Annotated in this window: 23 protein-coding genes and 1 pseudogene; 5 read left to right on the top strand and 19 right to left on the bottom strand. The window is 63.6% G+C overall.

Annotated elements, in window-relative coordinates; genetic code table 11:
* Positions 1–11 precede the first annotated feature (11 nt).
* Positions 12–890, top strand: a complete 879-nt coding sequence (locus J3P91_RS12700) for a LysR substrate-binding domain-containing protein (protein ID WP_434604572.1) — start codon at positions 12–14, stop codon at positions 888–890.
* A gap of 15 nt (positions 891–905) precedes the next feature.
* Here J3P91_RS12700 and J3P91_RS12695 read toward each other — a convergent pair whose 3' ends face one another.
* The 15 genes from J3P91_RS12695 to J3P91_RS12625 all read right to left on the bottom strand — a co-directional run bounded on the left by J3P91_RS12695 (position 906) and on the right by J3P91_RS12625 (position 16,304).
* Positions 906–2,516, bottom strand: a complete 1,611-nt coding sequence (locus tag J3P91_RS12695; protein WP_434604570.1) for a gamma-glutamyltransferase family protein — start codon at positions 2,514–2,516, stop codon at positions 906–908.
* A 43-nt stretch (positions 2,517–2,559) separates the two neighbouring features.
* The gene (locus tag J3P91_RS12690) at positions 2,560–3,339 is read right to left on the bottom strand and encodes an amino acid ABC transporter ATP-binding protein (RefSeq protein ID WP_305495035.1); all 780 of its coding nucleotides are present in this window, start codon (positions 3,337–3,339) and stop codon (positions 2,560–2,562) included.
* Positions 3,340–3,341: 2 nt separating this feature from the next.
* Positions 3,342–4,118, bottom strand: coding sequence for an amino acid ABC transporter permease (locus J3P91_RS12685; protein WP_434568722.1), 777 nt, complete (start codon positions 4,116–4,118; stop codon positions 3,342–3,344).
* Positions 4,119–4,130: 12 nt separating this feature from the next.
* Positions 4,131–4,937, bottom strand: coding sequence for an ABC transporter substrate-binding protein (locus tag J3P91_RS12680; protein WP_434604568.1), 807 nt, complete (start codon positions 4,935–4,937; stop codon positions 4,131–4,133).
* 76 nt (positions 4,938–5,013) lie between these two features.
* Positions 5,014–5,682, bottom strand: a complete 669-nt coding sequence (locus J3P91_RS12675) for a GntR family transcriptional regulator (RefSeq protein WP_434604566.1) — start codon at positions 5,680–5,682, stop codon at positions 5,014–5,016.
* Positions 5,683–5,902: 220 nt separating this feature from the next.
* Positions 5,903–6,844 carry a helix-turn-helix domain-containing protein gene (locus J3P91_RS12670; RefSeq protein ID WP_434604564.1) on the bottom strand — a complete coding sequence of 314 codons (942 nt, stop codon included), beginning with the start codon at positions 6,842–6,844 and terminating at the stop codon, positions 5,903–5,905.
* Positions 6,845–7,049: 205 nt separating this feature from the next.
* On the bottom strand, positions 7,050–7,814 hold the full coding sequence (locus J3P91_RS12665; RefSeq protein ID WP_434604562.1) for a 2-keto-4-pentenoate hydratase: 765 nt from the start codon (positions 7,812–7,814) through the stop codon (positions 7,050–7,052).
* Positions 7,811–9,418, bottom strand: coding sequence for a bifunctional 3-(3-hydroxy-phenyl)propionate/3-hydroxycinnamic acid hydroxylase (locus J3P91_RS12660; protein WP_434604560.1), 1,608 nt, complete (start codon positions 9,416–9,418; stop codon positions 7,811–7,813). The genes J3P91_RS12665 and J3P91_RS12660 overlap by 4 nt, the downstream gene beginning before the upstream one ends.
* Positions 9,419–9,432: 14 nt before the next feature.
* Positions 9,433–10,284: an alpha/beta fold hydrolase gene (locus J3P91_RS12655; protein WP_434604557.1), complete on the bottom strand. Its 852-nt coding sequence runs from the start codon at positions 10,282–10,284 to the stop codon at positions 9,433–9,435.
* Positions 10,285–10,310: 26 nt separating this feature from the next.
* Positions 10,311–10,913 (bottom strand): amino acid synthesis family protein, encoded by a 603-nt coding sequence (locus J3P91_RS12650; RefSeq protein WP_434604555.1) that lies wholly within the window; start codon positions 10,911–10,913, stop codon positions 10,311–10,313.
* A gap of 14 nt (positions 10,914–10,927) precedes the next feature.
* The gene (locus tag J3P91_RS12645) at positions 10,928–11,377 is read right to left on the bottom strand and encodes a VOC family protein (RefSeq protein WP_305495050.1); all 450 of its coding nucleotides are present in this window, start codon (positions 11,375–11,377) and stop codon (positions 10,928–10,930) included.
* An 11-nt stretch (positions 11,378–11,388) separates the two neighbouring features.
* Positions 11,389–12,429 carry a VPS10 domain-containing protein gene (locus J3P91_RS12640; RefSeq protein ID WP_434604553.1) on the bottom strand — a complete coding sequence of 347 codons (1,041 nt, stop codon included), beginning with the start codon at positions 12,427–12,429 and terminating at the stop codon, positions 11,389–11,391.
* 12 nt (positions 12,430–12,441) lie between these two features.
* A complete protein-coding gene (locus tag J3P91_RS12635) occupies positions 12,442–13,236 on the bottom strand; it encodes an SDR family NAD(P)-dependent oxidoreductase (protein WP_186705869.1) in 795 nt (264 codons plus the stop codon).
* A 25-nt stretch (positions 13,237–13,261) separates the two neighbouring features.
* The gene (locus tag J3P91_RS12630) at positions 13,262–14,752 is read right to left on the bottom strand and encodes an aldehyde dehydrogenase family protein (RefSeq protein WP_434604551.1); all 1,491 of its coding nucleotides are present in this window, start codon (positions 14,750–14,752) and stop codon (positions 13,262–13,264) included.
* Positions 14,753–14,762: 10 nt separating this feature from the next.
* The gene (locus J3P91_RS12625) at positions 14,763–16,304 is read right to left on the bottom strand and encodes an acetolactate synthase large subunit (protein ID WP_434568732.1); all 1,542 of its coding nucleotides are present in this window, start codon (positions 16,302–16,304) and stop codon (positions 14,763–14,765) included.
* Between the two features lie 273 nt (positions 16,305–16,577).
* Between J3P91_RS12625 and J3P91_RS12620 the strand changes: the two genes are divergently transcribed.
* The gene (locus J3P91_RS12620; RefSeq protein ID WP_434604549.1) at positions 16,578–17,330 is read left to right on the top strand and encodes an IclR family transcriptional regulator; all 753 of its coding nucleotides are present in this window, start codon (positions 16,578–16,580) and stop codon (positions 17,328–17,330) included.
* 177 nt (positions 17,331–17,507) lie between these two features.
* On the opposite strand, the gene J3P91_RS12615 is transcribed toward J3P91_RS12620, so the two are convergent.
* The 4 genes from J3P91_RS12615 to J3P91_RS12600 form a co-directional block, all read right to left on the bottom strand.
* Positions 17,508–18,833 carry a hypothetical protein gene (locus J3P91_RS12615; RefSeq protein ID WP_434604547.1) on the bottom strand — a complete coding sequence of 442 codons (1,326 nt, stop codon included), beginning with the start codon at positions 18,831–18,833 and terminating at the stop codon, positions 17,508–17,510.
* An 82-nt stretch (positions 18,834–18,915) separates the two neighbouring features.
* Positions 18,916–20,265, bottom strand: a complete 1,350-nt coding sequence (locus J3P91_RS12610) for an aminotransferase class III-fold pyridoxal phosphate-dependent enzyme (RefSeq protein WP_434604545.1) — start codon at positions 20,263–20,265, stop codon at positions 18,916–18,918.
* Positions 20,266–20,276: 11 nt separating this feature from the next.
* Positions 20,277–21,698, bottom strand: coding sequence for an aldehyde dehydrogenase family protein (locus J3P91_RS12605; protein ID WP_434604543.1), 1,422 nt, complete (start codon positions 21,696–21,698; stop codon positions 20,277–20,279).
* A gap of 85 nt (positions 21,699–21,783) precedes the next feature.
* On the bottom strand, positions 21,784–23,232 hold the full coding sequence (locus J3P91_RS12600; protein ID WP_434604541.1) for an APC family permease: 1,449 nt from the start codon (positions 23,230–23,232) through the stop codon (positions 21,784–21,786).
* 342 nt (positions 23,233–23,574) lie between these two features.
* On the opposite strand from J3P91_RS12600, the pseudogene J3P91_RS12595 reads away from it, so the two are divergent.
* From J3P91_RS12595 to J3P91_RS12585, 3 genes and pseudogenes are all read left to right on the top strand, one after another.
* Positions 23,575–24,720 (top strand): annotated as a pseudogene (locus tag J3P91_RS12595) (PDC sensor domain-containing protein); the annotation flags it as partial.
* Positions 24,721–24,870: 150 nt separating this feature from the next.
* A complete protein-coding gene (locus J3P91_RS12590) occupies positions 24,871–25,626 on the top strand; it encodes a methyl-accepting chemotaxis protein (RefSeq protein WP_434605116.1) in 756 nt (251 codons plus the stop codon).
* Positions 25,627–25,720: 94 nt separating this feature from the next.
* The gene (locus tag J3P91_RS12585) at positions 25,721–26,887 is read left to right on the top strand and encodes an efflux RND transporter periplasmic adaptor subunit (protein ID WP_434604539.1); all 1,167 of its coding nucleotides are present in this window, start codon (positions 25,721–25,723) and stop codon (positions 26,885–26,887) included.
* Positions 26,888–26,890: the final 3 nt, after the last annotated feature.

Here is a 26,890-nt window from a genome sequence, read left to right as displayed (position 1 = left end):
AATGTTGATCAATGATCAAAGAACTCAAGACCCTCATCGCCGTGGCGCGCGAAGGCACCTTTGCCGCCGCCGGGCACAGGATCGGCCTCACCCAGGCGGCGGTCAGCGCGCAGATCCAGCGTCTGGAAGCCGAACTGGGCTTCGAGCTGTTCGACCGCAAGGGACGCTCGGCCCACCTCAACAAGCGGGGCCAGCAGATACTCCTGCAAGCCCAGGAGCTGATTCGCCTTTACGAGAATCTCGGCTCCACGACGCCCGGGCTTCCTCCCAGCGTACTCGTGAACATCGGCGCGATCGCCTCCGTCCAGCGCTCCTACCTGCCGGACGCCCTCGCCAGGTTCCACCAGCAATGTCCGCAATGTCGCACGCGTGTGGTGCCGGGCCTGTCGGTCGAGCTGATCAACCTGGTGGACGCCGGCGAAATCGATCTGGCGGTGATGATCCGCCCGCCGTTCTCGCTGCAAAGCGACCTGCGCTGGACGACCCTGGCGCTTGAGCCCTACCGGTTGATCGTCCCGCGTGGAATGCTCGGCGAGGACTGGTCGACGCTGCTGTCCAGCCAACCTTTCATCCGCTATGACCGGTCGTCCTTCGGTGGCAGGCAGGTCGACCGTTTCCTGCGGCAGATGCACTTCACCTTGCGCGAAGTGTGCGAGCTGGATGAACTGGACGCGATCATCAAACTGGTGGAAAAAGGCGTCGGTATCGCCCTGGTGCCGCAGACATCGGCCCATCAGCCATGGCCGAAAGGTGTGCGGGCGCTCGACTTGGGCCAGCACACCTTTCACCGCGATATCGGCCTCATCCATCGCTCGCGACAGAGCCTTGCCGACCCCGTCGCGACCTTGGCCGAACTGATTCAAGAGCAGGCCGGCGGTGGTGTTGGGTAACGCCCTCTGCAGCGGCTACCAGACCGCGATATGCGAATCCGCCCGCGGTTCGGTCCCGCCACACAAGACGCCAGTGACCGGATCGCGCAGGATGATCTGGCCGCGCCCGTAATCGGTCAGGTCGCTGGCGACCTGGACCTCGTGGCCGCGGCGTGCCAGGGCATTGATCAGGTCCCGTGAAGCGCCCTGCTCGATGCCGACCTTCATCTCGCCCAGCCACTGCCAGCGCGGCGCATCCAGGGCCGCTTGCGGGTTCAGGCCGAAATCCACCAGGTTCATGACCATTTGCACATGTCCCTGGGGTTGCATGTAGCCGCCCATTACGCCGAAGGGGCCGAGGGGCTGGCCATCGCGGGTGAGGAATCCGGGAATGATGGTGTGGAAGGTCTTCTTGCCGGGGGCCAGGCAGTTCGCGTGAGTCGGATCGAGGCTGAACTCCTGGCCGCGATTCTGCAGGGCGATTCCGCTGTCGGGCAGCACCACGCCGGAGCCGAACCCGTGGTAGTTGCTCTGGATGAACGAGACCATATTGCCCTCGCCGTCTGCGGTCGCCAGGTACACCGTGCCGCTGGCGTGGGGATCGCCGGGCTTCGGCGGTTGGGCCTGCTCGCCGATCTGTCCGCGACGGCGGGCGCTGTAGTCATCACTGAGCAAATCGGCCACCGCCACGCGCATGTGCAGGGGGTCGGTGATGTGGTGCAGGCCGTCGCTGTAGGCGAGCTTCATCGCCTCCAACTGGCGATGCCAGGTCTGTTGGCTGTCACGGTGATCGAAGTCGAAGCCTTCAAGTATTTTCAACGCCATCAAGGCCACCAGGCCCTGCCCGCTCGGTGGGATCTCCCAGACATCGACGCCACGGTAATTGACGTGGATGGGGTCGACCCACTGGGCGCGATAATCCCTCAGGTCCGAGGCGCGCAGGTAGCCGCCGCTGGCTCGGGAATGGGCATCCAGGCGCTCGGCCAATGCGCCGCGATAGAGGCTTTCGCAGCACGTGGCGGCCAGTTCCTGGAGCGTGCGGGCCTGGGCCGGGTTGCGGAAAATCTCCCCGGCCCGTGGCGCGCGACCTTCGATGAGAAAGGTATCGAACCAGGCCTTCAGGACCGGATCGCGATGAGGCGTGAGCTCGTTCACCGCGACCTGCCATTGATGGGCAACCACCGGCGACACTACAAAACCGTCCCGCGCCAGGCTGATCGCCGGTTGCAGCAACTCGGCAAAAGGCAGCTTGCCGAAGCGCCGAGACAGCTCGGCCCAGGCCGACGGGCAGCCGGGAACGGTGACGGGTGTCCAGCCATACACCGGCATCTGTTCATGGCCGGCCGCCCTGACCGCCTCGATGCTCAAGGCCGCCGGTGCATGGCCGTTGCCGTTGAGCCCATGCAACTGGCCCTTGCACCAGACCAACGCGAAGGCGTCGCCGCCGATACCGCAGCCGGTGGGCTCCACCACCGTCAGCGCCGCCGCCGTGGCGATGGCGGCGTCGATGGCGTTGCCGCCTTTTTGCATGATCTCGATGCCGGCCTGGGCCGCCAGGGGCTGGGACGCGGCGACCATGCCGCGACGGGCAAAAACGCTCTGGCGCTGCGACGGATATGGGTATTCGTGGGCAGAAAATTTCAACATGGCAAAGGCTCTTCAATACGGGGAATTCATGGCCGGGGAAAGGTCACAGCACGCGACTGAGAAAGGCCCGGGTGCGCGGGTGGATGGGGTGACAGAAAATCTGCTCCGGCGGCCCTTGCTCGATCAGCTCGCCCTGGTCCAGGACCACCACACGGTCGGCCACTTCCCGGGCGAAGCCCATTTCGTGAGTCACTACGACCATGGTCATGCCCTCCTCGGCCAACTCCTTCATCACCTGCAGGACCTCGCCAACGGTTTCCGGGTCGAGGGCGCTGGTCGGTTCGTCGAACAGCATGGCCTGGGGTTTCATCGCCAGCGCGCGGGCAATCGCCACCCGCTGCTGCTGACCGCCGGAAAGCATCGACGGGTAGTGATCGGCCTTGTCCGCCAGGCCGACCCGCTCCAGCAAGCCGCGAGCCTGTTCCAGCGCAGCGGCGCGAGGCACGCCGAGCACCTGGATCGGCGCCTCGATGATGTTCTCCAGGGCGGTCATGTGGGGGAACAGATTGAAGCGCTGGAACACCATGCCGATGTCCCTTCGCTGGCGGGCGATGTTGCGCTCCGACTCACGCACCAGGCTGCCGTCGGCCCGCTCGCGGTAACCCATGGCCTGGCCATTGACGCGAATGCGTCCGCCCTGGATGTCTTCCAGCAGATTGATGCAACGGATGAAGGTGGTCTTGCCGGAGCCTGACGCGCCGATCAGCACCACCACTTCACCGCGCCGCACCTGCAGCGAGATGCCCTTGAGAATCTGCAACTCACCGAAGGACTTGTGCACGTCCAGCGCCTCGATGATCAGCTCTTCACTCTTGTGCGCCATGGTCAACGTGCCCTCAGCAGGTTCAAGGTGCTGCGACCAAACATCCGCAGCGACGCCGGCGGCGGTGACGACGGCCGGTCCGACTGGCCGAAACGGCCCTCCAGCCAGCGCTGGAAAAAGCCCCACAGCGTGGTCAGCAGCAGGAAATAGATCGCCACCACCAGGTACAGCTCGAACACCCGGAACGTCGCCGACGTGACCATCTGGGTACTGAGCAGCAGTTCCTGCACGCCGATCACGCTGACCAGCGTGGTGTTCTTGAGCATCACGTTGAACTCGTTGCCCAGCGGCGGAACGATGACCCGGAACGCCTGGGGCAAGACAATGCGGCGCATCAGCTTGGCGAAGGTCATGCCCAGGGAACGTCCGGCCTCGTATTGGCCCTTGTCCACCGCACCGATGCCGGCGCGAATGATCTCGGCCATGTAGGCGCCCTCGTTGAGGCCCAGGGCGATGATCGCCGCCTGGATATTGCCGGGAATCACCAGCCCAAACAGGTCGATGTCTTCGAAGCGGAAAATCCCGCCAGCGGCCAGCGCGGTGTAGAGAAAGACGATCTGCACCAGCAATGGCGTACCGCGCATCAGCCACACGTAGAAGCGCACCGGCAGGTGCAGCAACGGGTTCTTCGACAACCGCAGCAGCGCGGCCGCCAGCCCCAGGACACAGCCGAGCAGCATCGCCAGCACGCTGATCAGGCAGGTCAGCCACAGCCCGGTGAGGTACACCTCACTGGGCTGCAACAGGTACTGCCAGAACACATCCCAATTGAAATTCATCGACGGTTCGCCTCAATCAAGGGTGTCACTGGAGACATGCCATTTGCCGAGCAGTTGGCTGTAGCTGCCATCGCTGCGCATATCGCCGATCACCTGCTGCACGGCGGCGGTCAGTTGCGGATCGTCCTTGCGCATACCCAGCCCGGTGAGAATCCGGCTGAAGGCCGGCACGCCTTCCTCGAACAGGTCAGGGGCCATGGTGGCGTAGTAACCGGCGGTTTCCACGGTGGTGCCGTAGGCGTCGACCTGGCTGATGCGCAGCGCTTGGAAGGCATCAGTGTCGGAGTTGTAGACCACCAGTTTCATGGGCGGCTTGCCGGCCTTGGACAGGCTTTCATTCTCGGCGTCGAGCAGGGTCTTGATGGTGGAGCCGTTGAGCACCGCGACCTTGTGTCCGGAGAGGTCCTTGAGCGTCTTGAGGCCCTTCGGATTGCCCTTGGGCACCACCACCGCCTGGCTCGAATACATGTAGTTGACGATGTCGATCACCTCGCGGCGCTCGGGCTTGTCGAACAGCTGGTCGACGATCATGTCGCACTGCTGGGCCAACAGTGCCGGCAGCAAACCGGAAAACGGAATGACCCGCCATTCGACCTTCTTGTCGCCCAGGCGCTTGGCGATTTCCAGCCCCAGGTCCACGGTCAGTCCCTTGGGTTTCTGCGCCGCATCGAAGGACACCAGCGGTGGCGAATCCATGCCCGAGCAATAGACGAGTTTATCGACCTTGAGCAAGCGATCCGGGACAACGGGCGCGGCTAGCGCCCACTGAGCACACAATCCCAAGGATAAAGCGGCGACCAACAGGCGAGGCTTATGCATGACCAGACACTCCAGTTCAGTAAATGACGGCAGTACTCAAAGTCAAAACACGGGGCAGGCTTAAAGCCTGCTCTCGTTATTTTTTCGATTGCAGAAACTCGATCAATTCAGGAACGGTGCCCTCGATGTGCGCACGCACCACCGCCTCGGCCTTTGCGGCATCGCCCGCACGCAGGGCATCGAGGATCAGCGTGTGCTCCTGGCGCGCACTCAGGGGCTTTTCCACGTGCTGCAGCCACAGGCGCATCGGCGCTTCGATCAGCGAATAAAGCGCGCTGATCTGCTTCAACAAGCGCGGCCGACCGCTGAGGCTGCATAGATATTCATGGAACGCGCGATGGCGGCTGACCCACTCGGCGCTCTCTTCGCGGTAATCGTCCATCTCGTCCAGCAGGCGTTCCAGGGCGGCCAATTGACGCTCGCCGATTTTCGCCGTGGCAACGCGGACCGCCAGGCCTTCCAGTGCGCTGCGCATTTCGAAGACTTCGTGCAGTTCGTCAATGTCCAGGCCACTGACCACCGCGCCGCGATTGGGCCGCAGGGTCACCAGGCCCTGGGCATCCAGACGCCGGAAGGCCTCGCGCACCGGCATGCGGCTCATGCCGATCTCGTTGGCGATGTCCTCGGCGATCAGCCGGTCGCCTTTGCGCAGGCGCCCGCCGCAAATGGCTTCGAGCAAAAAGTTGTAGGCTTCCTCCTCGGCAGTGATGGGCGGACGTTCAGCGTAGGTCGGGGCAAACTGCATGGCAGCACCTTCTGCATTTTTGTATCCAATTATCCATGTATTCACAAAAGCAGAATGCGTGCCAAGCGAACCGTTGGCTGTGCAAGGGATTGATTTTGAGGAAGTTGTCGAGGAAACGACGGGCGCGCTACAGGCTGGGTCGCACCCGGTGTGCTACCAAACAGCTCAGCGGCCGCCTTTTATGGGTGCAGGGGGGATGGTTTGGTAACACCGCAGCCCATCAAGCCGGTGCCCGGGGTGTGTCCGAAGGCGACTCACCAAACAGTGCCCGGTAATGGGTGGCGAAGTGGCTCAGGTGGAAAAAACCCATCGCCACGGCGATCTCGCTGACATTCAGCGCGGTCGCACGGGTGCTGATCAAACGACGACGCACCGCATTGAGTCGCAGGTTGCGCAAGTACTCCACCGGACGCATCCCGGTAACCGCCTGGAAGCTGTTCTGCAGGGTCCTGCGGCTCACGCGCAATTGTTCGCACAGGTCCAGGATGCTCAATGGTACTTCGGCGCTGGCCATGACCAATTCCTGGCAGCGCTTGACCAGGTAGGCATTGACGGCAACGTTGCCGCGACGCCCACGCACCTCGTCCGAGGCATGGCTGAACAGATCGAGGAAAGCATTGAGCAGGACGTCTTCGAGGATTTTTTCCACGGTGGGATTGGCGGCGCCCGCTTGTTCCAAAAGGTGACGAAACAGCGGTTGGATCTGCTGCTGGACCCTCGACAACACCGCTTCATCCACGCTGATTTGCGAAACGCTTTTCAGACGTTTGAGCTGTTCGTCCGCCAGCTCATAAGCCGCCAGCTTGGCAAAACGCACCGTGTCGACATTGGCCGCGAAGAAATGCATGCCTTCCGGGGCGTGTAAGATGAAATCTTCGCCGTCGCGCAACAGCACGACGCTGTGGGCGCCGACCTGGTGCCCTTGGACCACCGGCGCATTGCCCAGCGACAGGGCAATGCACAAGCGCCCTTTCGGCGCGCTACCGCGCTGCACCACGCGTTTGTCCAGCACCTCCTGGAAGATCTGGAAGCGCTCGGCGCACACCTGCCGCAGCTCGCTGGAAAGGCAGCCACGGCCGAGTTGGTCATAGACCTGATGCCAGCCGAGGATCGAACCGGCGTGCTGTTGAGGATCATTGAAGGTACGAACTTCGGCGAACATGATCGTTGTTCCTCGGTGGCCCTGCGCTCATTGCCCGATGCTGATATCCAAGGAAATCGATAAACCCCGTGGCGAGGGAGCTTGCTCCCGCTTGACCGGGCTGGCGCTCCAGGGCGAAGCGCTCACAAAAAGGGGTCTGCTTCGCAGCCCAGCGGGAGCAAGCTCCCTCGCCACGGGGTTTATCGCGTCCTTGAGAGAATTGTTCTTATCGCTGGAAAACCAAAGCCAGTTCCATGCCAAGCATGTGCAAGCGGTATTCAGCGGCCTTGATATCCAGGGGCGCCAATAAAGACCCGGAAAGCACCACCTGCCCCGCTTCGACGCGCTGCCCGTCGGCCAGCAAGCGCCGCACCAGCCAGCACAGATTCGCCACCGGAGTGTCTTCACGCGCCAGGACGTTACCTTCGCCGTAAGACACCCCGTCACACACCAGGCGATAGTTCACTTCGCACAGTCGGTCGGGATCAAAACCCACCCGTGGCCCCAGGCAGTACAGCCCCGCGGCGGCATTGTCGGCCAGGAACGCGCCGACACCAAAGCGCCAGCCCTGCCAGCGACAATCGGCGATCTCGAATGCTGGCGCGACCTCCGACACGGCGGCGAGGATGTCATCGTCGCTGTGAAAACCAGGCTCCAGCGCGCGCCCGAGGACAAACGCCAATTCGATTTCCAGCTTCGGCTGGATCAGCCGTGCAAGCGCCACCGCACTGCCGGGCTCGACGGCCATGGCATCGGTCAAGCCGCCCAATACCGGCTCATCGAGCCCGAAGCGTTCCTGCGCCGCACGGCCAGCGAAAGCGACTTTCCAACCGCTCAACTGCTCACCGCCGGCCTGGCGTCGGCGCAACGCCTCGCGCTGCAAGGCGTAGCCCTTCGGTAAATCGAAAGCCTTTGATTCCAATGAAGGCAAGGCATGTACCGCCTGCGCGGCATCGTGAAGCCGGACCAACACATCATCTTCACGCCTCATGACAGTTGCTCCGCCAGTTTGCGCAACACGCCTTCGAGCCGCTCGGGCGTGGTGATCGCCGCGACAAACCGATCCGGCCGCACCACCACGACGCAATCGCGCACCCTGGCAAACCACTCGCCCAGACGGTTATCAACGTCTTCAATGCATATGGCGCCTTCGGCCGCCAAGGGCTGATTGCGCCCCACGCCACTGCGCGAACGATTGATCTGGATGAAGCGCGTCTCCCAGCGCGCCCACCAGGCCGCGGTTTCTTCGCCCAGGTGCGCGGCCGGATTGACCCGATAACCGAGCACCGCGTAGGAATGCCCCAGCACCTCATCCAGCTGTCGACGCTGCCCTTGGGCATCTTCGATCGACGGCTGGATGAATAGCTGCCCGACCAGGTCATCCTCGTGCAGCTCGGCGCGCTCGTGGTAGACCAGGCCCTTGGTGATGGTCGCCTTGGGTTTGAACTTGAACTCCAGCAAGTGCGAGCGAAGGTTGTCGACGCTGTTCACTGCCTGGAACAACCAGTCACGCACGCCGGCCATCAGTGGGTTGGTCAGGCCGAGGACCGCGCCCATGTTATCGGCCAGCGCGATGAGGTCCGTCGCATGGCCGCGGCGCTCCTGGTCGTAACTGGCGAGTATCGCCGATGATGCCCGGCCCTGGAGGATCGCCGCCAGTTTCCACGCCACGTTGACCACGTCACGCAGGCCCGAGTTGAGTCCCTGCCCGGCCCAGGGCGGAGAAATGTGCGCCGCATCGCCCACCAGCGCCACGCGGCCGGCGACAAACCGCGCCGCCACTCGCGAGTTGTGGGTGTAGGCGCGGATCCGGATGATCTCCAGCTGATCGACCGCATCGCCGATATGGCCACGGATCAGCTGTCGGATCGTTGTTTCTTCGCACATGCGGGCCTCGTCCTCGCCTTCCAGCAGCATGAATTCCCAACGTCGTTGCTGGTACGGCAAATAGATGCACACGAAGGGCCGCTGGGGATCGGCATGCAGGGCTGTGTATGGCGCATCCAGGGTGTCGTTGGCCGTGTCGACCACTACCCATTTGCGCGGGTGGGTCAGCCCCAGCAGCTCGATACCGAGTTTCTTGCGCACGCTAGAGCGGCCGCCGTCGGCACCGATCACGTACTGTGCGCTCAACTGATACAGCTCACCCTGGGCGTCGCGCACCTGCAAGGTCACGCCCGCTTCATCCTGCTCCAGGTCGAGCATTTCGTGGCCTTGGCGCAACTCGACACCCCGGTGCCTGCCCAACTGCTCACGCAAGGTCCCTTCAAGCAATTGCTGCATGAAAATGTTGCGCATCGGCCAGCCATAATGGGCCGTGCTCGGCTTGACCTCGGCAAAGCACACACCGCGTGCGTTGTAGTAACGCAGGGGCACGTTGCAGATCATGTCCCGCGCCGCCAACTCCGCGATGCCGATGCCTTGCAGCACGCGCAGCGCCTCATCGTCCATGCCCACCGCGCGTGGATACGGCAGGATGCCCTCGGCCAATTCGAGGACGATGCAGTCGATGCCGTACAGCCCCATGTAATGCGCCGCCGTGATCCCGTTCGGGCCGCCGCCCACGATGACAACCTGGGTTTTGTCCTGCTTCATCGCTATCCACCGCTTTATTGTTGTAGTTGCAAGAGTTGATCACGCAGGTAATCCGCGACGACCCGGTTGAACACGTCGCCCTGATCGTCATGGACATAATGGCTGGCGTCGGCGATTTCCGCTGTCTGCACCCGCGGATTGGCCTCGCGCATCGCTTCCAGGGTCGCCAACGGGAGAAAATCCGAACGCGCGCCACGAATGAACAGCGTCGGGCAATCCAGCGCCCGCACCGCTGGCCACAAGTCAGTCGGCGTGATGTTCAGGCGCGCCTCGGCAATGCCTTTCTGATCATGACGCCATTCGATGCCCGTCGGCGTCTGCTTCATGGAAAAGCGCAATCGGGACGCCAGCGCATCGGCCGACAGACCCGGTCGCGACTGCCGCCAGAACTGCTCGGCGCTGTCCCAGTCGGGAAACACCACCGGCGTCTGGCTCATCTCGCGGCGTATACGTTCGGCGCCCTCGCCACGGATCGACGAACCGGGGCCGATGTCCTCGATTACCAGCGCGTGCAGTCGCCCGGGATTGAGCCGGGCGTATTCCAGCGCATTGGTGCCGCCGAGGGAGTGGCCCACCAGGACAAAACGCTCCAGGCCTAGATGAGCCACCCAATCTTCCAGGTCGCTCACATAACTCTCGGTGCGATAGCTGGACGCCTCGGCCCAGTCACTCTCGCCACGGCCGCGCTGATCCAGCGCATGGCAGGCATACTGCTCGCCCAGCGCAGCGGCCAGCGGCGCCCAGGTCTGGGCGTAGGAGCGCAGCCCATGGAGCAGCAGCAGCGGAATTGCTGACGGGTTGCCCCAGCGCACATAACGCAGGCGCATCCCCGTCCGATTGGTGAAGAACTGGCTGTTAGCCGACATACGTTTGCTCCCGCGATCAGCGCGCTTCAGTACAGGCCGTCATTGCCCTTGACGTCCGCTGCCCGGAGGCCGCCAAGACGCGCATGCAGGCGTCCGCGCGTGGCGAAGGCCCAGATGATGATCAACTCGTCCGCGGAAGGACCGTCACCGAACGAAAGCGAAATGCTGTCGTAGTGCGAACGCACATACAGCGCGTCCTTGTGGGCCAGCGGCACATCAATGGTCGTACCCGGCACACCGCGCTTGCCGGTGGAAGGCACCCAGGATTTGCCGCCGCCCAAGGCCAGGCGAATCGGGTCCGCCGCCGGGTTGGTCAGTAGCGCATTGCCGTGTTCGTACTCACCCTGGCTGCCCACCAGGCAAGCCTTGCCGTAGCTGATGATGTGCCGCCCGCCCGCCAGTGCCTGGATGCGCCGGCCGAATTCCTCGCCCAACAACGGTGACGGTTCGATCAGCTCGGCCAGGCTCTCGCTGAAGCGTCCGGCGTAAGGATTGGCGATCACCGCGCCGATGGCATATTTGAACAACGGCTCGCCATCGGCGAGCTGGCCGGTTTCGTTGGCCAGGGTTTCCTCGACGAAGCTGTACCATTTGCGGATGTGGTAGCTGGAGAAATTCGCGGTTTTCATAACGGAAGCCTCTTTCAAAGTGGGTCGAGATCGAAGTGCCGGCTGGGCGCGCCAGCGGCCTTGAAGCGGGCCTTGCCGCGCTCGTCGTCGTGTTCGGACTCGAGGAAAAATTCCATGCGATTGCCATCGGGGTCGTTGAAATACACGCCGTTGCCAATCTCGTGATCGGTGATTTTCACCACCTCGACGCCCTTGTTCAGCAACATGCCGTAGAGCTGGCGCAGGGTGGTCATGTCACCCGCGATCTCCAATCCGTAGTGCTGCAATCCCAGGCCGCCCTGATGGGCCCCCGGTGCTGCGCGGATCAAGGCGATGTCGTGGTGCTTGGCACCGAAGGCCATCATGATCCAGCTTTCACCGCGGGCACTTTCATGCATGCCCAACACGTCGGCGTACCAGCGCGCCGACACTTCAGGGTCACTCACGAACAGCGACAGATGAGTACGAACGACCTCGACTTTCATCGCGCGATACCTCAGTTTTTCTTGACGATGGATTGATGCCCGGACTTGATCTGCGCCACGGCGGGCGTCCAGAGCACATCAGCGATTTCGCTGAATTCACGCCACTGCTTCTGCCAGCCATCACCGCCGTTCTCGGAGGTGAACAGGTGTCCGTACTTGGTGCCGGCGACGATCTGGCGAGGATCAGCCGGGTTGAAGGCAATCGCCCAGACACACGAGTTGGGTTGTTGCGACAGCGGCAACACTTCCCAGCTCAAGGCCGCGTCCCGGGAAACCAGCACCTTGCTGGTGGTGCCTGGCGTGCCGTCGGAGATGCTCAGGTACAGGGTGTCCTCGCTGCCCAGCGGCGCGTTCATGGCGCGCACGTAATACAGGCCGAAGGTTTCCCGGGCGACGATGCCGGTCCAGGTCTGCCCCTCGTCGAGGCTGCGGTAGACGGCATTGACGCAGACCACCACGATGACTTTTTGCCCATGGTTGGGCAGCACCAGGATGTTGTGCACATCCGAGTTGTAGTCCCACAACAAGCGGTCATCGACGCGGGTCCAGCTGTCGCCGCCATCGCGGCTATGGAACAGCCCGCCCTCTTCCAGGCCGAACCAGAGCTGGTTGCGATCCGTCGGGTCGTAGGCGAAGGCCAGCAAGCGTGGACGACTGACGCCGTCGCAGAACTCCGGGATCTCAACCGGGGCACGATCCCAGCTCTGGCCGCCGTCGAGGGTGCGCCACAGCACCGCCCGGGAAGGCGCGCCGGTGCCGATGAAAATGCGTTGCGCGTCCTGCGGATCCACCGCGACCTTCCAGACGGTCTGGCCATTGAACGGCGAATCCACCCGCTGCCAATAACCACCGGCATCCCGGCTGATGCACAGGCCGACGTCGGTGCCGGCGTAGATCACTTCGGGAGTGCCTGGGTGGAAACTCAGGGACCGGGTGATTGCATCGAATTCCAGGTCCTGGCCCAGGCCCAGGCGATGCCAGGTGCGGCCATCGTCGGCGCTGCGGATGACCGCCTGCCCTACGGTGGCGACTAAAAGCGTTCCGTTATTCATCACAGCTGCTCCTCAAATGAAGATGCCACGGGTCAGGCCGCCATCGATGCCGATGGATTCGCCGGTCACCGCGCCGGCCTTGGGGGACGCGAGGAAACCGATCAGCCAGCCCATTTCGATCGGCGCCAGGGTGCGCCGGATCGGCGTCGCGTCGATGTAGCCCTGCTCCACCTGCTCGGGCGTCTTGCCCTGCTTGACCCCTTCGCGCTCGTACAGCTCCTGGATGTGCGGGGTGTCGACCACGCCGGGGTGGATCAGGTTGACCGTGATGCCGGACGGGCCGAGTTGGTCGGAGAGGGTCTTGGTCATGTGGGCGATGGCCAGGTTGCGCATGCCCGAGAGGACCTTGCTGCCACGCCCGGTCAGGCCACCGATGTTGATGATGCGACCGAAACCGCCGGCCTTCATGTGCGGCGTCACCGCCTTGGCACAACGGAAATAGCCGATCACCTTGGTGTTGAGGTCCGAGAGCAACTCATCGTCGCCGGCATGTTCGATGTCGTTGCGCACCACGCCGGACGGGGCCGCCGCGCCGTTGACCAGGATATCGATGCGGCCAAAGTGCTTGTGGGCCGCTTCGACCATGTCGGACACCGCCGACATCTGGTTGGTGTCACAGAACAGCGGCAGCACCTCGTTGCCGGTCTCTGCGCTGATTTCCTCGGCGGCTTGCTGGAGATACTCCATGCGCCGCGCGCAGATCACCACCTTGCAGCCCTCCTGGGACAGAAAACGCGCGACTTCCTTGCCGATACCCATCCCACCGCCGGTGACGATTGCCACGCGGCCTTGCAACTCCAGATCCATAGCAGTTCCTCTTGTGATTATTCGCTCAGGCCAGATCGACAAAGACACTTTTGGTTTCGGTGTACGCATCGATCACGTTCTTGCTCATTTCCCGCCCCCAACCGGATTGCTTGTAACCGCCGAAGGGCGACGCCGGGTCGACGACGTTCCAGCAGTTGATCCACACCGACCCGGCCTTCAGCTGCGCGGCCACGCGATGGGCGGAACGCAGGTCACGGGTCCAGAGGCCGGCCGCCAGCCCGTACGGCGAGTCGTTGGCGCGCAGCACCAGCTCGTCGATTTCGGTCCAGCTCATGACGGTCAGCACCGGGCCGAAGATTTCTTCCCGGGCGACGCAGGCGCGCTCGGCACGGTCGAGAAACACGCTGGGGCGGATAAAGTGGCCGCGTTCAAGATGGGCCGGCCGGTCGCCACCGCAGATCAGTTCGGCCCCCTCCTCCTGGCCCCGTTGCAGGTAGCCACGGACCGTGCCCAATTGCCGGGCCGAGACCAGCGGGCCCATGCTGCTGGCCGGATCCAGGCCTGGCCCGAGGACATGCGCGGCCGCGTGGCGCTGGAGTTCTTCAAGCACCTGGTCGAGGACGCTGGCGTGTACGTAGAGACGCGAGCCGGCGGTGCAGACCTGGCCCTGGTTGTAGAAAATGCCGTCGGCGGCGCCCTTGGCGGCGCGGACGATATCGGCGTCCGGCAAGATGATGTTCGGCGACTTGCCACCCAGTTCCAGGGAGACCTTCTTCATGTTGCCAGTGGCCGCCTGGGCGATCAGCCGGCCGACCTGGGTCGAGCCGGTGAAGGCGATCTTGTCGACGTCCGGATGCCCGGCCAGCGGTGCGCCAGTCTGGACACCGAGGCCGGTGAGCAGGTTGACGACGCCGGCCGGGAATCCGGCGGCCTCGATCAACTGCACCAGGCGAATCGCAACCAGCGGCGTCTGCTCGGCAGGCTTGAGCACCGCGACACAACCGGTCGCCAATACCGGGCCGAGCTTCCACACGCACATGGTCAGGGGGAAGTTCCACGGCACGATCAACGCACAGACGCCCACCGGTTCGCGCAGGGTGTAGTTGAGCATCGGTGCGCCGCTGGCGGGCGACACCGGCAGTGTGCTGCCTTCGATCTTGGTCGGCCAGCCGGCGAAGTAGCGAATGATGTTGGCCGCGCTCGCCGCTTCTCCACGGGCCGTGGCAATCGGCTTGCCGTTTTCCAGGGTGATCAGTTGCGCCAGCTCTTCGCGATGCTGATCGAGCAGCTCCGCCAGACGAAACAGCAACAGGCCGCGCTGGGCCGGCGACTGCTGCGCCCAACTGCCGGTGAAGGCTGCGCGGGCGGCAGCGACGGCGGCGTCGACGTCCCGTTCAGCGCCTTCAGCCACTTCGGCCAGGGTCTGTTCGGTGGCCGGGTTTTCCACGGCGAACCGCCGGCCACTGGCGGCGTCCTGCCAAGCGCCGCCAATGAACAGGCGCCCCGGCTGCGACAGGAACTGCTCGACGGCAGGTAACAATTGGATCTGGCTCATATCCGCTCCTTCACAGTGCCATTTCGATCAGGCACGGGCCGCCGTCGACCTTGGCGTTAGCCAGGGCGCGCTGCAACTCACCATTGGTATGCACCGTACTGGCCGGCATGCCGTAGCCTCTGGCCAGGGCTTTCCAGTCGATGCGTGGACGGTCCAGCACCGTCAGGCTCAGGGCCTCGGGGCCCAGCTCGGTCATGCCGAAGCGGCGCAGTTCGTTCTGCAAAATCGCGTAGCGATGGTTGGCCGCGATCAGGATCACCACCGGCAGTTGTTCGCGGGCGATGCTCCATAACGTCTGGATGGTGTATTGGGCGCTGCCGTCCGATTGCAGGCAGAACACCTTGTTGCCCCGCTCGGCCATGGCGGCGCCGAATCCCACCGGAATTCCCTGGCCGATGGCGCCACCGGTATTGGTCAACACGCGGTGCCGCGCGGCATGGGCCGAGGCGGTGAAAAACGGATAACCGCACGTGCCGCCTTCGACGGAAACGATACTGTCGTCCGGCAGCGACGCGGCCAGCACCTGCCCGACCGACTGAGGCGTCAGTTCAGCCTCGGCGGCGGGCAGCTCGATCCCGATCGGCGTAGGTATATGCGCCGGCGCCTCAAGCGCATCGGCCAGTGCGGTGAGCGCTCCGGCAACGTCGTCGCCCACCTCGGCCAGGCACAACAGCCGCTCACGCTCCGCCAGCCGCGACGCAATGCCTTCGTAGCCGAAGTAACTGATGGGCTCCGGGACGCCGGCGCAGACTACGGCGTCGTATTGGTCGAGGATTTCGATAGCCACCTCGGGGAAGTAAGGCAGGCGATCCAGGTCCGGCAGGCCACCGCCGCGATAGCTCAAGCGCGGGAAGGTTTCGGCGAACATCCGCACGCCGGGCAACCGGGCCAGGCGCCCCGCCGCTTCCAGGCCGGCGACCGAGAGGCCCTGGTCGCCAACGATGAACACCAGCCGCCGACCGTCACGCAGCGCCCGCGCTACTGCCTCGACCCGATCACCGGCAAAGCGCCGGACCGGGGCCTGCAACGAGGCGAAGGCTTTCTCCCGCTGCACCGGGCTGGCTTGCAGATCCATCGGCAGGATCAGGCTGGCGATCTGGCCCTTGGCTTGCCAGGCGGCGCGCACCGCTTCCTGGAAATCTTCGCCAATGCCCGCTGCCGTGCGCGAGGTGCGCACCCAACCGGATACGCTCCCGGCCAACGCCTGGATATCACTCGCCAGCGGCGGATCGTAATTGACATGCCATGAGGCGTGGTCGCCGATGACGTTGACGATCGGCGTGTTGGCGCGACGGGCGTTGTGCAGGTTGGCGATGCCATTGGCAAAACCCGGCCCGAGGTGGGTAAGGGTCATCGCCGGCTTGCCGGCAATCCGGCCGTAACCATCGGCGGCACCGGTGCATACCCCTTCGAACAACGACAACACCGGCTTGAGGGCTGGCGCGCTGGCCATGGCCGCCACCAGGGGAATCTCGGTCGTCCCGGGGTTGGCGAAGCAGTACTCGATACCGCTTGCCACCGCCGCCTTCACTATCAGTTGCGCACCATTCATTTCCAGCCCTCTTCATCGAGCGTTTGCAGTGGCTGAGATTTATCACACATGAAATTCGACAAAACAAGCTATTTTTTAACATTAAACTCGTATTTTGAGATTTATGTTATTTTATAAAGCCTAAACGCTGGCCTTGAGACTTGTATTTCTCAGGTATTGGGTTACCTTGGCAGCGCACACATGGACGACCTCGCAGGCTTTTCATCAGCGACGCGCCTACCTATAGTGCTCACCCAAACGGCCACCTACGCGCCACTCCCCTTTAGGAGCGAAATGAGCAGCCTGAGCAAAATGCTGAGCGTCCTGGACCTCTTCGGCCCGGATCGACTGAAGATCGACCCCGATACCATTGCCGAACGCATGGGCCTGTCGCGGGCGACCGTGTACCGTTACGTCAAGGACTTGTGTGACGCGGGTCTGTTGACCCGGGTGGATGCCGGCAGCTACGGCCTGGGGCCGCGCATCATCGAGCTTGACTGGATGATGCGTCAGTACGACCCGATCCTCGTCGCCGGGCGCGAGCTGATGCATGAGCTGTCCGAACAGACCGGCCTCGCCGTGTTCGCCAGCGTTTTTTATGACGGTCACATCATCAATACCTACATCGCCGACCCGAATGACACCTACCAGTTCTCATTCGGCCGCGGCCACCCGCTGCCGTTTTTTCGCGGTGCCCAATCCAAGGTATTGATTGCTTTCCAGAAAGGTCGGCGGCTGCAACGCCTGTTCGACGAGCACCTGGCCAACGACCCCGCGAACACCTACGACTGGGCGGGCTTTTCCAAGGCGGCAAAAAAGATCCGCAAGGACGGCTATTGCCTGACCCACGACGAACTCAACCAAGGGCTGACCGGTATCGCGGCGCCGATCATCAATCCCGGGCTCGATGAAGTGGTGGGCAGCCTTTCGGCCGTCGGCAGCACCCACAGCTTCAAGCTGCTGCGCCAGGAAACCGTGATTGAAATGGTCATGGACACCACCCGGCGGATTGCCGAGCGGATGCAACATCCGCATGCTGTGGGCTAGAAAGGGATCTTGCGCCATACCGACCACTTAAAAAAACACCCAACCTGTGGCGAGGGAGCTTGCTCCCGCTGGACCGGTCCGACGCTTCGGGCGTAGCAGGCCCAAAAAAGAGGGGCCGCTGCGCGACCCAGCGGGAGCAAGCTCCCTCGCCACAGGGTTTAGCGAATAGCCCCTGCCTCAAAACGGCACGGCCACCGTCACCTGGCTGTACACGTTGGTGCCATTGCCCGTCACTTGATTGCCCCCTGTCGTTGCATCCCGGTCCGGCTTGTAAAGGCCGATCAGCGGCGTGACGATCAAATGCTCGTTCACCGCCCATTCGGCATACAGGTCCAGCTCCCGGGCATCCAGGTTCAGGGCGTTGTCCTTACGCACCGTGTTGAAGTCGAAGTACAACGCACCGAGGGTCAGGTTCTCCAATGGCCTGGCGGTCAGGCCGAGATGGTGGATGCCAGTATTGCTGTTGAACGGGCCCGCGTAGTTCCCCGCGACTTCGCCCTGGAACCAGGTGCCGTAACCGGTGCTCTGGCCGGTGAACAGCGAGTCCCATTTCTGCGAATAACGGGTGTAGCGGTAGGTCAGCTTCGGCGTCCAGGCGATATCGGCAAAGGTGTAGCCGGCCTCGGCGTACCAGGCGCTCTGCGGGCCGGCGTCCTTGTCTTGCCAGGCGTATTCGAAGGCCAGGCTGGCGTTTTCGATGCCGGCATCGCCCTCGCCGCGAACACTGTAGACGTCCATGCCCTTGCGCTGGCGCTGGAAATCACTGGCCCAGCGGTCGTTCACGTCCATGCCATGCACCCAGGTCAGCCCCAGCGTACCGGCCTGGGTGGTGTAGTCCAGCGTGCCGGCGGCCAGTTCGGTTTCGGCCTGGGCGCGGTTGTCGGACTTGAGCCACAGCACACTGCCGTGCAGCCCATCCTGCCCGCCCAGGCGCAACACGGCGGTTTGGTCGAACGCATGCCGGGCGGCCAGGTAATAGGCGCCACCGCGGTTCAAACGCCCGTCCGCCGGGCCTTTGCCCAGGTTGGGCCCGTCATCGTTGATCAGGAATCCCCGGCCCAGCTTGACCACCTGGCGGCCGCCGGAGATATCGATACCGTCCCGTCCCAGCACCGGGAACAGGTCGGCTGAGCGCCAGCCCAGGTAAGCGTCTTCGATCTTCGTCGTGCGCTCGCTGCCCAGCATATTGCCGGCCGCGTCGCCATCGCCCCAGGTGGCCGAACTGACCAGATTGAACGCGCCGTAGGCGGTGCCATGGCCGGCAAGACCCTGGTCGCCGCTTAATCCGTACTTGATGAAGCCCTCACGCCAGGTAGAACCGCCGGACCTGCCGTCGTAATTCTTGCGGCTGTTGAAATGGCCGAACACCGCCAGCATGTCGGCGTTGAGGTGCGTGTCGTCATCGGCATACAGCTCATAGGCCTGGACCTGGCTCGCGGCGCAGAGCGCCAGCGTGCAGGCAAGACCGCTGCCGAAAAATTCCATACGCGCTAGGGACCGCATGGCTGAGCTCCTTGTGGTGCGCCTTTGCAGGCTGCTTTTTTATTTGGGGAGCCGGCGCAGCACGCTACGCCGGTGGACCGGGTCAGCGGCAGTTGGCGAGCGCGTCATCCAGCGCGTCGACCATCAAGCCGGCCTCATCGGAGGTGAGGGTCAGCGGCGGCGAGAGGACGATCTTGTTGCCGATCGGGCGCACCAGCACGCCGGCGCGGCGCGCATGCTCGGCGATGCGCGAGGCCAGCCCGGTGGCCGGGTCCAGCGGTTCACGGGTGGCCTTGTCCGCCACCAGGTCGAGAGCGATCATCAAGCCCTTGCCGCGCGCTTCGCCGACCACCGCATGACGTTCAGCCAGCGGTTGCAGTTGCTCCAGCAACTGGGCGCCGACCTTGCCGGCGTTGCGCGGCAAATCTTCGGCCTCGACGATGTCCAGCACCGCCAAAGCCGCGGCGCAAGCGGTCGGGTGTCCGCTGTAGGTGTAGCCATGCATGATCACGCTGCTGAAACCCGGCCCGTTCTCGATCGCCTCGACGATACGCCGATTGAACACGGTAGCGCCCATGGGCACGTAGCCGGCCGTGATGCCCTTGGCCAGGCACAGTACGTCTGGCGCGACGCCCCAGCCACGACTGCCGAGCATGCAGCCGGTGCGGCCGAAACCGGTCACCACTTCATCGGCGATCAGCAGGATGCCGTGGCGATCGCACACCTCGCGCAGGCTCTTCCAGTAGTTGGCCGGCGGGACGATCACGCCGCCGGCGCCCTGCACTGGCTCGGCGATCAGCGCGGCGATGGTCTGCGCACCGAGCAAGGCGATCTGGTCCTCCAACTGACGAATGCAGTGGGCGGTGAGCTCCTGCGGGTCGCGGCAGTCCCAGGGGTTGCGGTACAGCCAGGGCGTGTCGAGCAAATGGCAACCGGCCAATAGCGGCCCGTGGTTGTAGTGATAGACGCCATTGCCACCCACCGAGGTGCCGCCCATGTGCACGCCGTGGTAACCGTTGCGCAACGACAGGAAGCGCGTGCGTCCGGGTTCGCCGCTGGCGATCCAGTATTGGCGGGCCATTTTCAACGCGGTCTCGACTGCGTCGGAACCGCCGGAACTGAACAGCACCCGCTCCATGTTTTCCTCGGCAAACATCAACGTCAGCCGCTCGGCGAGATCGAACACCCGAGGATGCGCGATGCCGTCGAAGGTCTGGTAATACGCCAGTTCATCCATCTGCGCGGCAATGGCCGCCTTCACCGAAGCTCGGTTATGGCCGACGTTCACGTTCCACAAGCCGCCGACACCGTCGAGCATGCGATGGCCTTCGATGTCGGTGATGTAGTTGCCGTCGCCCCGGGCAATGACCAACGTCTTCGAGCGGTTCGCGGGGGCCGATGAACTCATCGGATGCCAGAATTTCTTTTGCGCTGTCTTGTAGTGCTCGTACATGGTTGCAGTCCTCACTGTGTTTCACGCTTGCGTACGTACAGCAGTTGCTGGCCGGTGAATTCCAGCAACCCTTCAAGGCCGAACTCGACGCCGAACCCGGACATCTTGCTGCCGCCAAACGGCGTATTCGGCTGGATCTGCGCGTGGCAGTTGACCCAGGCCACGCCGCTTTCGAGGCGACTGGCCAGTGCTTGGGCTTGCTCGATATCGCTGCCCCAAACCGAGCCACCCAAGCCCATGTCGCCGGCATTGGCGCGGCGCAGGACATCCTCGACGTCCTGATAGGCGATCAATGGCAACACCGGGCCAAACTGTTCCTCGTCCACCAGGCGATGGCCATCGGTGACGTCGGCGACCAGGGTTGGCGGGTAAAAGAAGCCCGGCTGGTCCAGTCGCGCACCGCCACACAGCACCCGCGCGCCATGGCCACGGGCGTCGGCTACCAGCGCCTCCACCAGCGCCAATTGTTCAGCGTTCTGCACCGGGCCGAAGGTCACCTCGGGCTCCAGGCCATCGCCCACAACCTGGCGCGCCGCAATGCCCGTCAACGCATCGGCAAAGGCCTCGTATTGGGATTGATGGACGTACAGACGCTTGAGGGCGGCGCAGGTCTGGCCCATGTTGAGGAAGGCCGCCTGGAAAATATCCTCGGCCACCGCCTCGACCGGCGTGCCGGGCAGCACGATCGCAGCATCGTTGCCGCCCAGCTCCAGGGTCAGGCGCTTGAGGTTGGCGGCGGCGCCGCGCATCACACTCTGGCCGGTGGCGGTCGAGCCGGTGAAGACAATCTTCTGAATGCCGGTGTGAGAGGTAATCGCGCGGCCAAAGCCTTGTTCACCGGTCACCACATTGATCACGCCATGAGGCACATGACCGGCGATGATTTCCACCAGGCGCAGGGTGCTCAAGGGTGCCAGGCTTGAAGGCTTGCTGATCACGCAGTTGCCGGCCCGCAACGCCGGCATGATGTGCCAGACGGCGATCATGAACGGCCAGTTCCACGGTGTGATCGAGGCCACCACGCCCAAGGGTTTGCGATGCAGCTCGATGCGCTGGGTCGGGGTCTCTTCCACCAGGTCGACGGGAATCTGCTGCTCGGCGGCATAGCGGGTCCAGGCCGCCGCGCCCATGACTTCGGAGAACGCCAGCGCCAGCGGCTTGCCCTGCTCCAGGACGATGAGCCGGGCCAATGCGTCGGCCTCCTGCTCGATATCATCGGCGATATCCAGCAAACGTCGGCGGCGGTCTTCGTGGCTGCTGTGTCGCCATTCGACAAAGGCCGACTGCGCCGCTTCGACAGCAAGGTCCAACTGGGCCAGGGAACCGGCTGGGCAACGGGCGAACGCGGTACCAGTGGCCGGATTGAGCACATCGAAGTGGCCATTTTCACCGTTGACCGGGAGCCCATTGATGAGCATTTGATAATCGTGCATGGAACCTTCCTTTCACGCACTGCCGAACCGTGCGGAACGGCAGCGAACGGGTTATCTGGGTGATTGGCGTTGCCGGGTTGGCGCCCTAGAGCTTGTGGCTACCCAGTGCGCTGTATCGCTCGAGCGCGACCTTGCGCAGTCGGGCGGCGAGGAACACGCCGACGACCAGCGCGACGGGAATGACGGCGCACAGGCCGTAGGACAAGAGCTGGCTGGCGCCGGTCAGCACATCGAAATGCAGCACGGCAAGGACTAGCACCGCGAGTAACGCCAGGCATGAAAAGCCGGGAAGGATCCGACCGCGCCACAGCCCGAGTTTCAGTTCCGGGTGCTTGCGGAAATAGACCAGCACCGCAGCCGAAGTGAGCGCCATGAGCAGGATGACGCAGAGGGTGGCCAGGTTGGAGAACCAGGCGAACAGTTGCAGGATCGGGTCGGCGTCCAGCGCGGCGAAAATCAGCACCACCACCGCGGCAATCAGGCTTTGCAGGACCGAGCCCATGTGTGGGCTCTGGTGTACGCGATGGGTCGTCCCCAACCGGCTATGCAGCAACCCGTCCCGGCCGATGGCATAGAAGTAACGCGCCGCGGCATTGTGGAACGCCAGCAGCCCGGCGTAGATGCTGACCATGAACAGCACGCGGATGACCTGGGTCAGCTGCGGGCCGACAAAATGATCGGACAGGCCGTAAATGAACGTGGTCGGATCCTGCAGCGCCTGCAGGGTCGGGACGATCTTGTCGGCCCCGACGCCGATGACCATGGCCCAGACCGACAGCGCATAAAAACCACCGATCAACAGCACCGACGCATAGGTGGCAATGGGAATCGTGCGCTGCGGGTTCCTCGCCTCCTCCCCGTAGATCGTCGTGGCCTCGAAGCCGATGAATGCGGCAAAACAGAACAACAGGCCGATCGAAGGCGTGCCGCTGAATACGTGGCTGCGGTCAAACGAATCGAGGTTGATGCCACTGTCGCCACCGGACTTGAGCATGGCGAAGTCCAGCGTCAGGATCGCCAGGTATTCGGCGATGACCACTACCGACAACACACGGGCCGACAGGTCGATCTTGCGATAGCCGAGAATCGCAACGCTCGCCATCGCCAGCAGCGAATAAGCCCACCACGGCAATTCCAGGCCGAACATGCTGGCCATCGTGCCACTGACCACACCGCCGAACATCCCGTACAGGCCGACCTGGAGAATGTTGTAGGCAAACATCGCCAACACGCCTGCCGCCCCGCCCGCCAACCCACCGAGGCCACGGGAGGTAAAGGCGTAGAAGCCGCCCGCATTGGTCATGTGCCGGGACATGGCGGTGTATCCCGCCGAAAAGGCCAACAATACCAACAACGCCAGAAGCAGCAGCGCGGGCGTACCGGCGCCGTTGCCGAGCATGATGCCGATGGGAAAGCCACCGGCGATCACGCTCAGGGGGCTCGCCGCCGAAATCACAAAGAAGATGATGAAGCCGACACCCAGGGCGCCGCGCTTCAACTCCGTCGAGCTATTGATCGGGAAAGATACGCTCATTGTTCTTGACCTTATTGTATGAGGCAGTGTTGCGGGATCGGGACGGCCAACGGCGCCGTTCGCCAAAAGCTTATTGTTCTGGTTGTACGCTGGAACCGATGCTATGCCCTCGCCAGAACCCTGCGCTATCCCAAAACGGCAGCATCCGAAGCGACGCCCCAAAACTGCTCATCACAAATTCAGCGTGTTCTTGAGTGATGCGCAATGGTCCCATGACGACGCACAACGGCTGCCGATTCGGGATAACCGGGCGACGTTTCCTGCCGCAAGATAGTCTGGCCCGCCGTTCGAACGCTGTTGGGCCCAAAACAATAAAAATCCCCAAGCGCAGGAAACCTCAGCATGTTCTTCGCTCGTCTCTCTATCCAATGGCGGATCACGCTGTTGAGCGGTCTGTGCCTGCTCGCCGTGGTCGGGGCATTGACCGCTGCCTCGCTGTATCAGAACCAGCGAGGCGCGACGCTGCTGAAGCAGCAAAGCAGCCAGCTGCTAGGACAATCGGCCTTGGAAGGCCTGCGGGCACAGGCCCTGGCACACGGTCAGCGGGTGGAGCGTTTTTTCAGCGAAACAGCGATTTATGGCGAAGGTTTTGCCCAACAAGTGCTTCAGCTGCGCACCCAGGCATTGCACGGGCGACTGACCCCAGGGCAACTGCGCCAGGACCTGATCGCCGCAACCCGCCAGGCCCTTGCGAAGCGCGAAAAAGTCCTCGGTTTCTACGTGGTGCTGCTTCCCGACGCGCTGGTCGGTTCAGACGCCGGTTTCGCCGGGCAGCGCGACCTCGCCGGCAATGAAAACGGCCGCTTTGCCCTGTACTGGTCACAAAGCCAACCCGGCCATCTGGTGCAAGAAGTGCTCAGCGAAGCCCAGATCAGCGCCAACACCGCGCCACCGGGCAGCGAGCCGGAAAACGCCTGGTACATCTGCCCGCAGACCCAGGGGCGCACATGCGTGACAGAGCCCTACGCGATCGAAGTCGAAGGCCGCAAGACCCTGATGAGCAGCATTTCCATACCGCTGCTGGACGAGGGCAAAGTCATCGGTATCGTCGGCACGGACATCAGCCTGGATACCCTTCAGCAACTCGCCGCCAGCCTTGCCGATGACTTGTACCCCGGCCACAGCGAGATCAGTATTCTCTCCCCCTCCGGGCAGATTGCCGGCCACAGCGGCGCCGTGGCGGGCACTTCGGTCGATGTGCAGCAAACGGTGCAAACCGCTCCGGCCAACAGTCCCTGGCAATTGCAGATACGCGTGCCGGAAGCACTGGTGCAGGCGCCCGCCTTGCACATGCAGGCACAACTGGACGACAAGCAGCGCCAGTCCAACGGGTTCAACCTCAGCCTCGGGTTGCTCTGCGCCGGGCTGGGCCTGTTGCTTGTCTGGCTCAGCGCATACGGCGTGACCCGGCCACTGCTGAGGGTGGCGCATATGCTTGATGCGATTGTCGAAGGCGACGGTGACCTCACCCAGCGGCTGCCCAACACCCGGCACGATGAACTGGGCCGACTGGCCGACGGCTTCAATCGTTTTCTCGACAAACTGCAACCGATCATCCGGGATATCCAGCAAGCCTCCCTCGACACCCGTGAGACGGCCAACACCTCGGCGCGGGTTGCCCGCGACGTCAGCACGGGCATGCAGCAGCAATACCGCGAGGTAGAACTGGCGGCGACGGCTTTGCACGAAATGAGCGCCAGCGCCCAGGAGGTTGCCCGCCATTCCCACCAGGCCGCCGATGCCGCAACGGTAGCCGAGAATGCCAGTCGATCAGGGCAGGAAATGTTCGCCAATGCCGTCAACAGTATTGATGCCCTGGACCAGCGGCTGGAGGCAACGCTTGGGCAGGTCAGAGTACTGGCGGACAACAGCCAGCAGATCAACCAGGTGCTCGACGTCATCTGCGCCATCGCCCAGCAAACCAACCTGCTGGCCTTGAACGCCGCTATCGAAGCGGCCCGCGCCGGCGAACAGGGGCGCGGCTTCGCGGTGGTGGCTGACGAAGTCCGGCATCTGGCGAGCAACACGCAGAACTCGGTCGAGCAGATACGCACGGTGATCGAAGCGTTGCAGCAACTGAGCCAGGAGGTGGTGCACAGCACCCAGTCGAGCCGCGAGCTGGCCAGGGGCAGTGTGGTCCAGGTCGAGCAGACCCACGGGGCACTGCAACGTATCACCCGGGCCGTGGAAGTGATTGAACAGATGAACCAGCAGATCGCCAGCGCAGCCCTGGAACAAAGCTCGGTCGTGGAAGACATCAGCCATCGGGTGAGCGGCATTCGTGGCATCAGCGAAACCTTGAGCGGCCAGATGCACGAAGCCTCCGAGGCCAGCCACTCGCTGCATGCCATGGCCAACCATCAACAGCAGTTGGTGGAGCACTTTCGGATCTAGCGCGGTTACACAATTTCACAGAGCGCCTACAAAGCTTCACCCCTGACCTTGGCTCCGGTCCCTACCATGGGCGGTTCAATATTGGGGAAGCACCATGTCCAAGATTCCTTTCGTCACACTGGGCCTGTTGGTCGGGGCGTTGCTGAGCGGCTGTGACAGCGCCTCGACCCCGGAAGAATCCGCGCCGCTGGCAAGCGTGCGTATCGAGACCGTCCAGGCCGGGCCACTGTCGATCAGCAACGAACTGAGTGGCCGTATCGCCGCGCCACGGGTGGCCGAGGTCCGTGCACGGGTAGCCGGCGTGGTCTTGCAGCGAGTGTTTCGAGAAGGCCGCGACGTCAAGCAGGGCGACGTGTTGTTTCGCATCGACCCGGCACCGTTCAAGGCCGACCTGGACAGCGCCGAGGCGGCGTTGCGCAAGGCCGAGGCCAATGCGTTCCAGGCCCGGTTGCAGGCGCAGCGTTATGCCCAGTTGATCGATGACCAGGCGATCAGCGGCCAGGAATATGACAATGCCCGGGCCGCCGTGCGCCAGACCGCAGCCGACGTCGCCGCCAACAAGGCGGCCGTTGAACGGGCGAAGCTGAACCTGGGCTACGCCACGGTGACCGCACCGATTTCCGGGCGCATCGGCCGGGCCCTGGTGACGGAAGGCGCGCTGGTGGGGCAGAACGAAAGCACGCCACTGGCGCTGATCCAGCAGTTGGACCCGATCCACGCCGACCTCACCCAATCGACCCGCGAACTCAATGAGCTGCGTCGCGCGTTCCGTGCGGGGCAGTTGCAAGCCGTCGGCCAGGGCCAGGCCAAGGCCACCTTGATCCAGGACGACGGCAGCCCTTATCCGCTGCCAGGCAAGTTGCTGTTCACCGACCTCAGCGTCGACCCGAGCACCGGCCAGATCACCCTGCGCAGCGAGTTTCCCAACCCCGACCTCGATCTGCTGCCCGGCAGCTTCATTCGCGTGCGCCTGGAACAGGCGGTCAACCGCCAGGGAATCACCGTGCCGCAACGGGCGATCCTGCGCGACAGCGCCGGCGTCGCGCAGGTGCTGCTGTTGGACGCCGAGCAGAAGATCAGTCAGCAACCGGTGCAACTGGGCGCGGCGCAGAACGATCGCTGGATCGTCACGCAAGGCTTGAAGCCGGGCGATCGCATCGTCGTCGAAGGCCTGCAGCATGCCCGCCCCGGTGAACAGGTCCGGGTCGACGACGCCCCTCTCCCCCTCGCCCAGGTTCCCGGGCCACAGGCAGGACACTAAGCC

The sequence above is a fragment of the Pseudomonas sp. Z4-7 genome (assembly GCF_051131965.1).
Classification (GTDB): Bacteria; Pseudomonadota; Gammaproteobacteria; order Pseudomonadales; family Pseudomonadaceae; genus Aquipseudomonas.
This window is presented reverse-complemented; position numbering and strand designations above follow the sequence as displayed.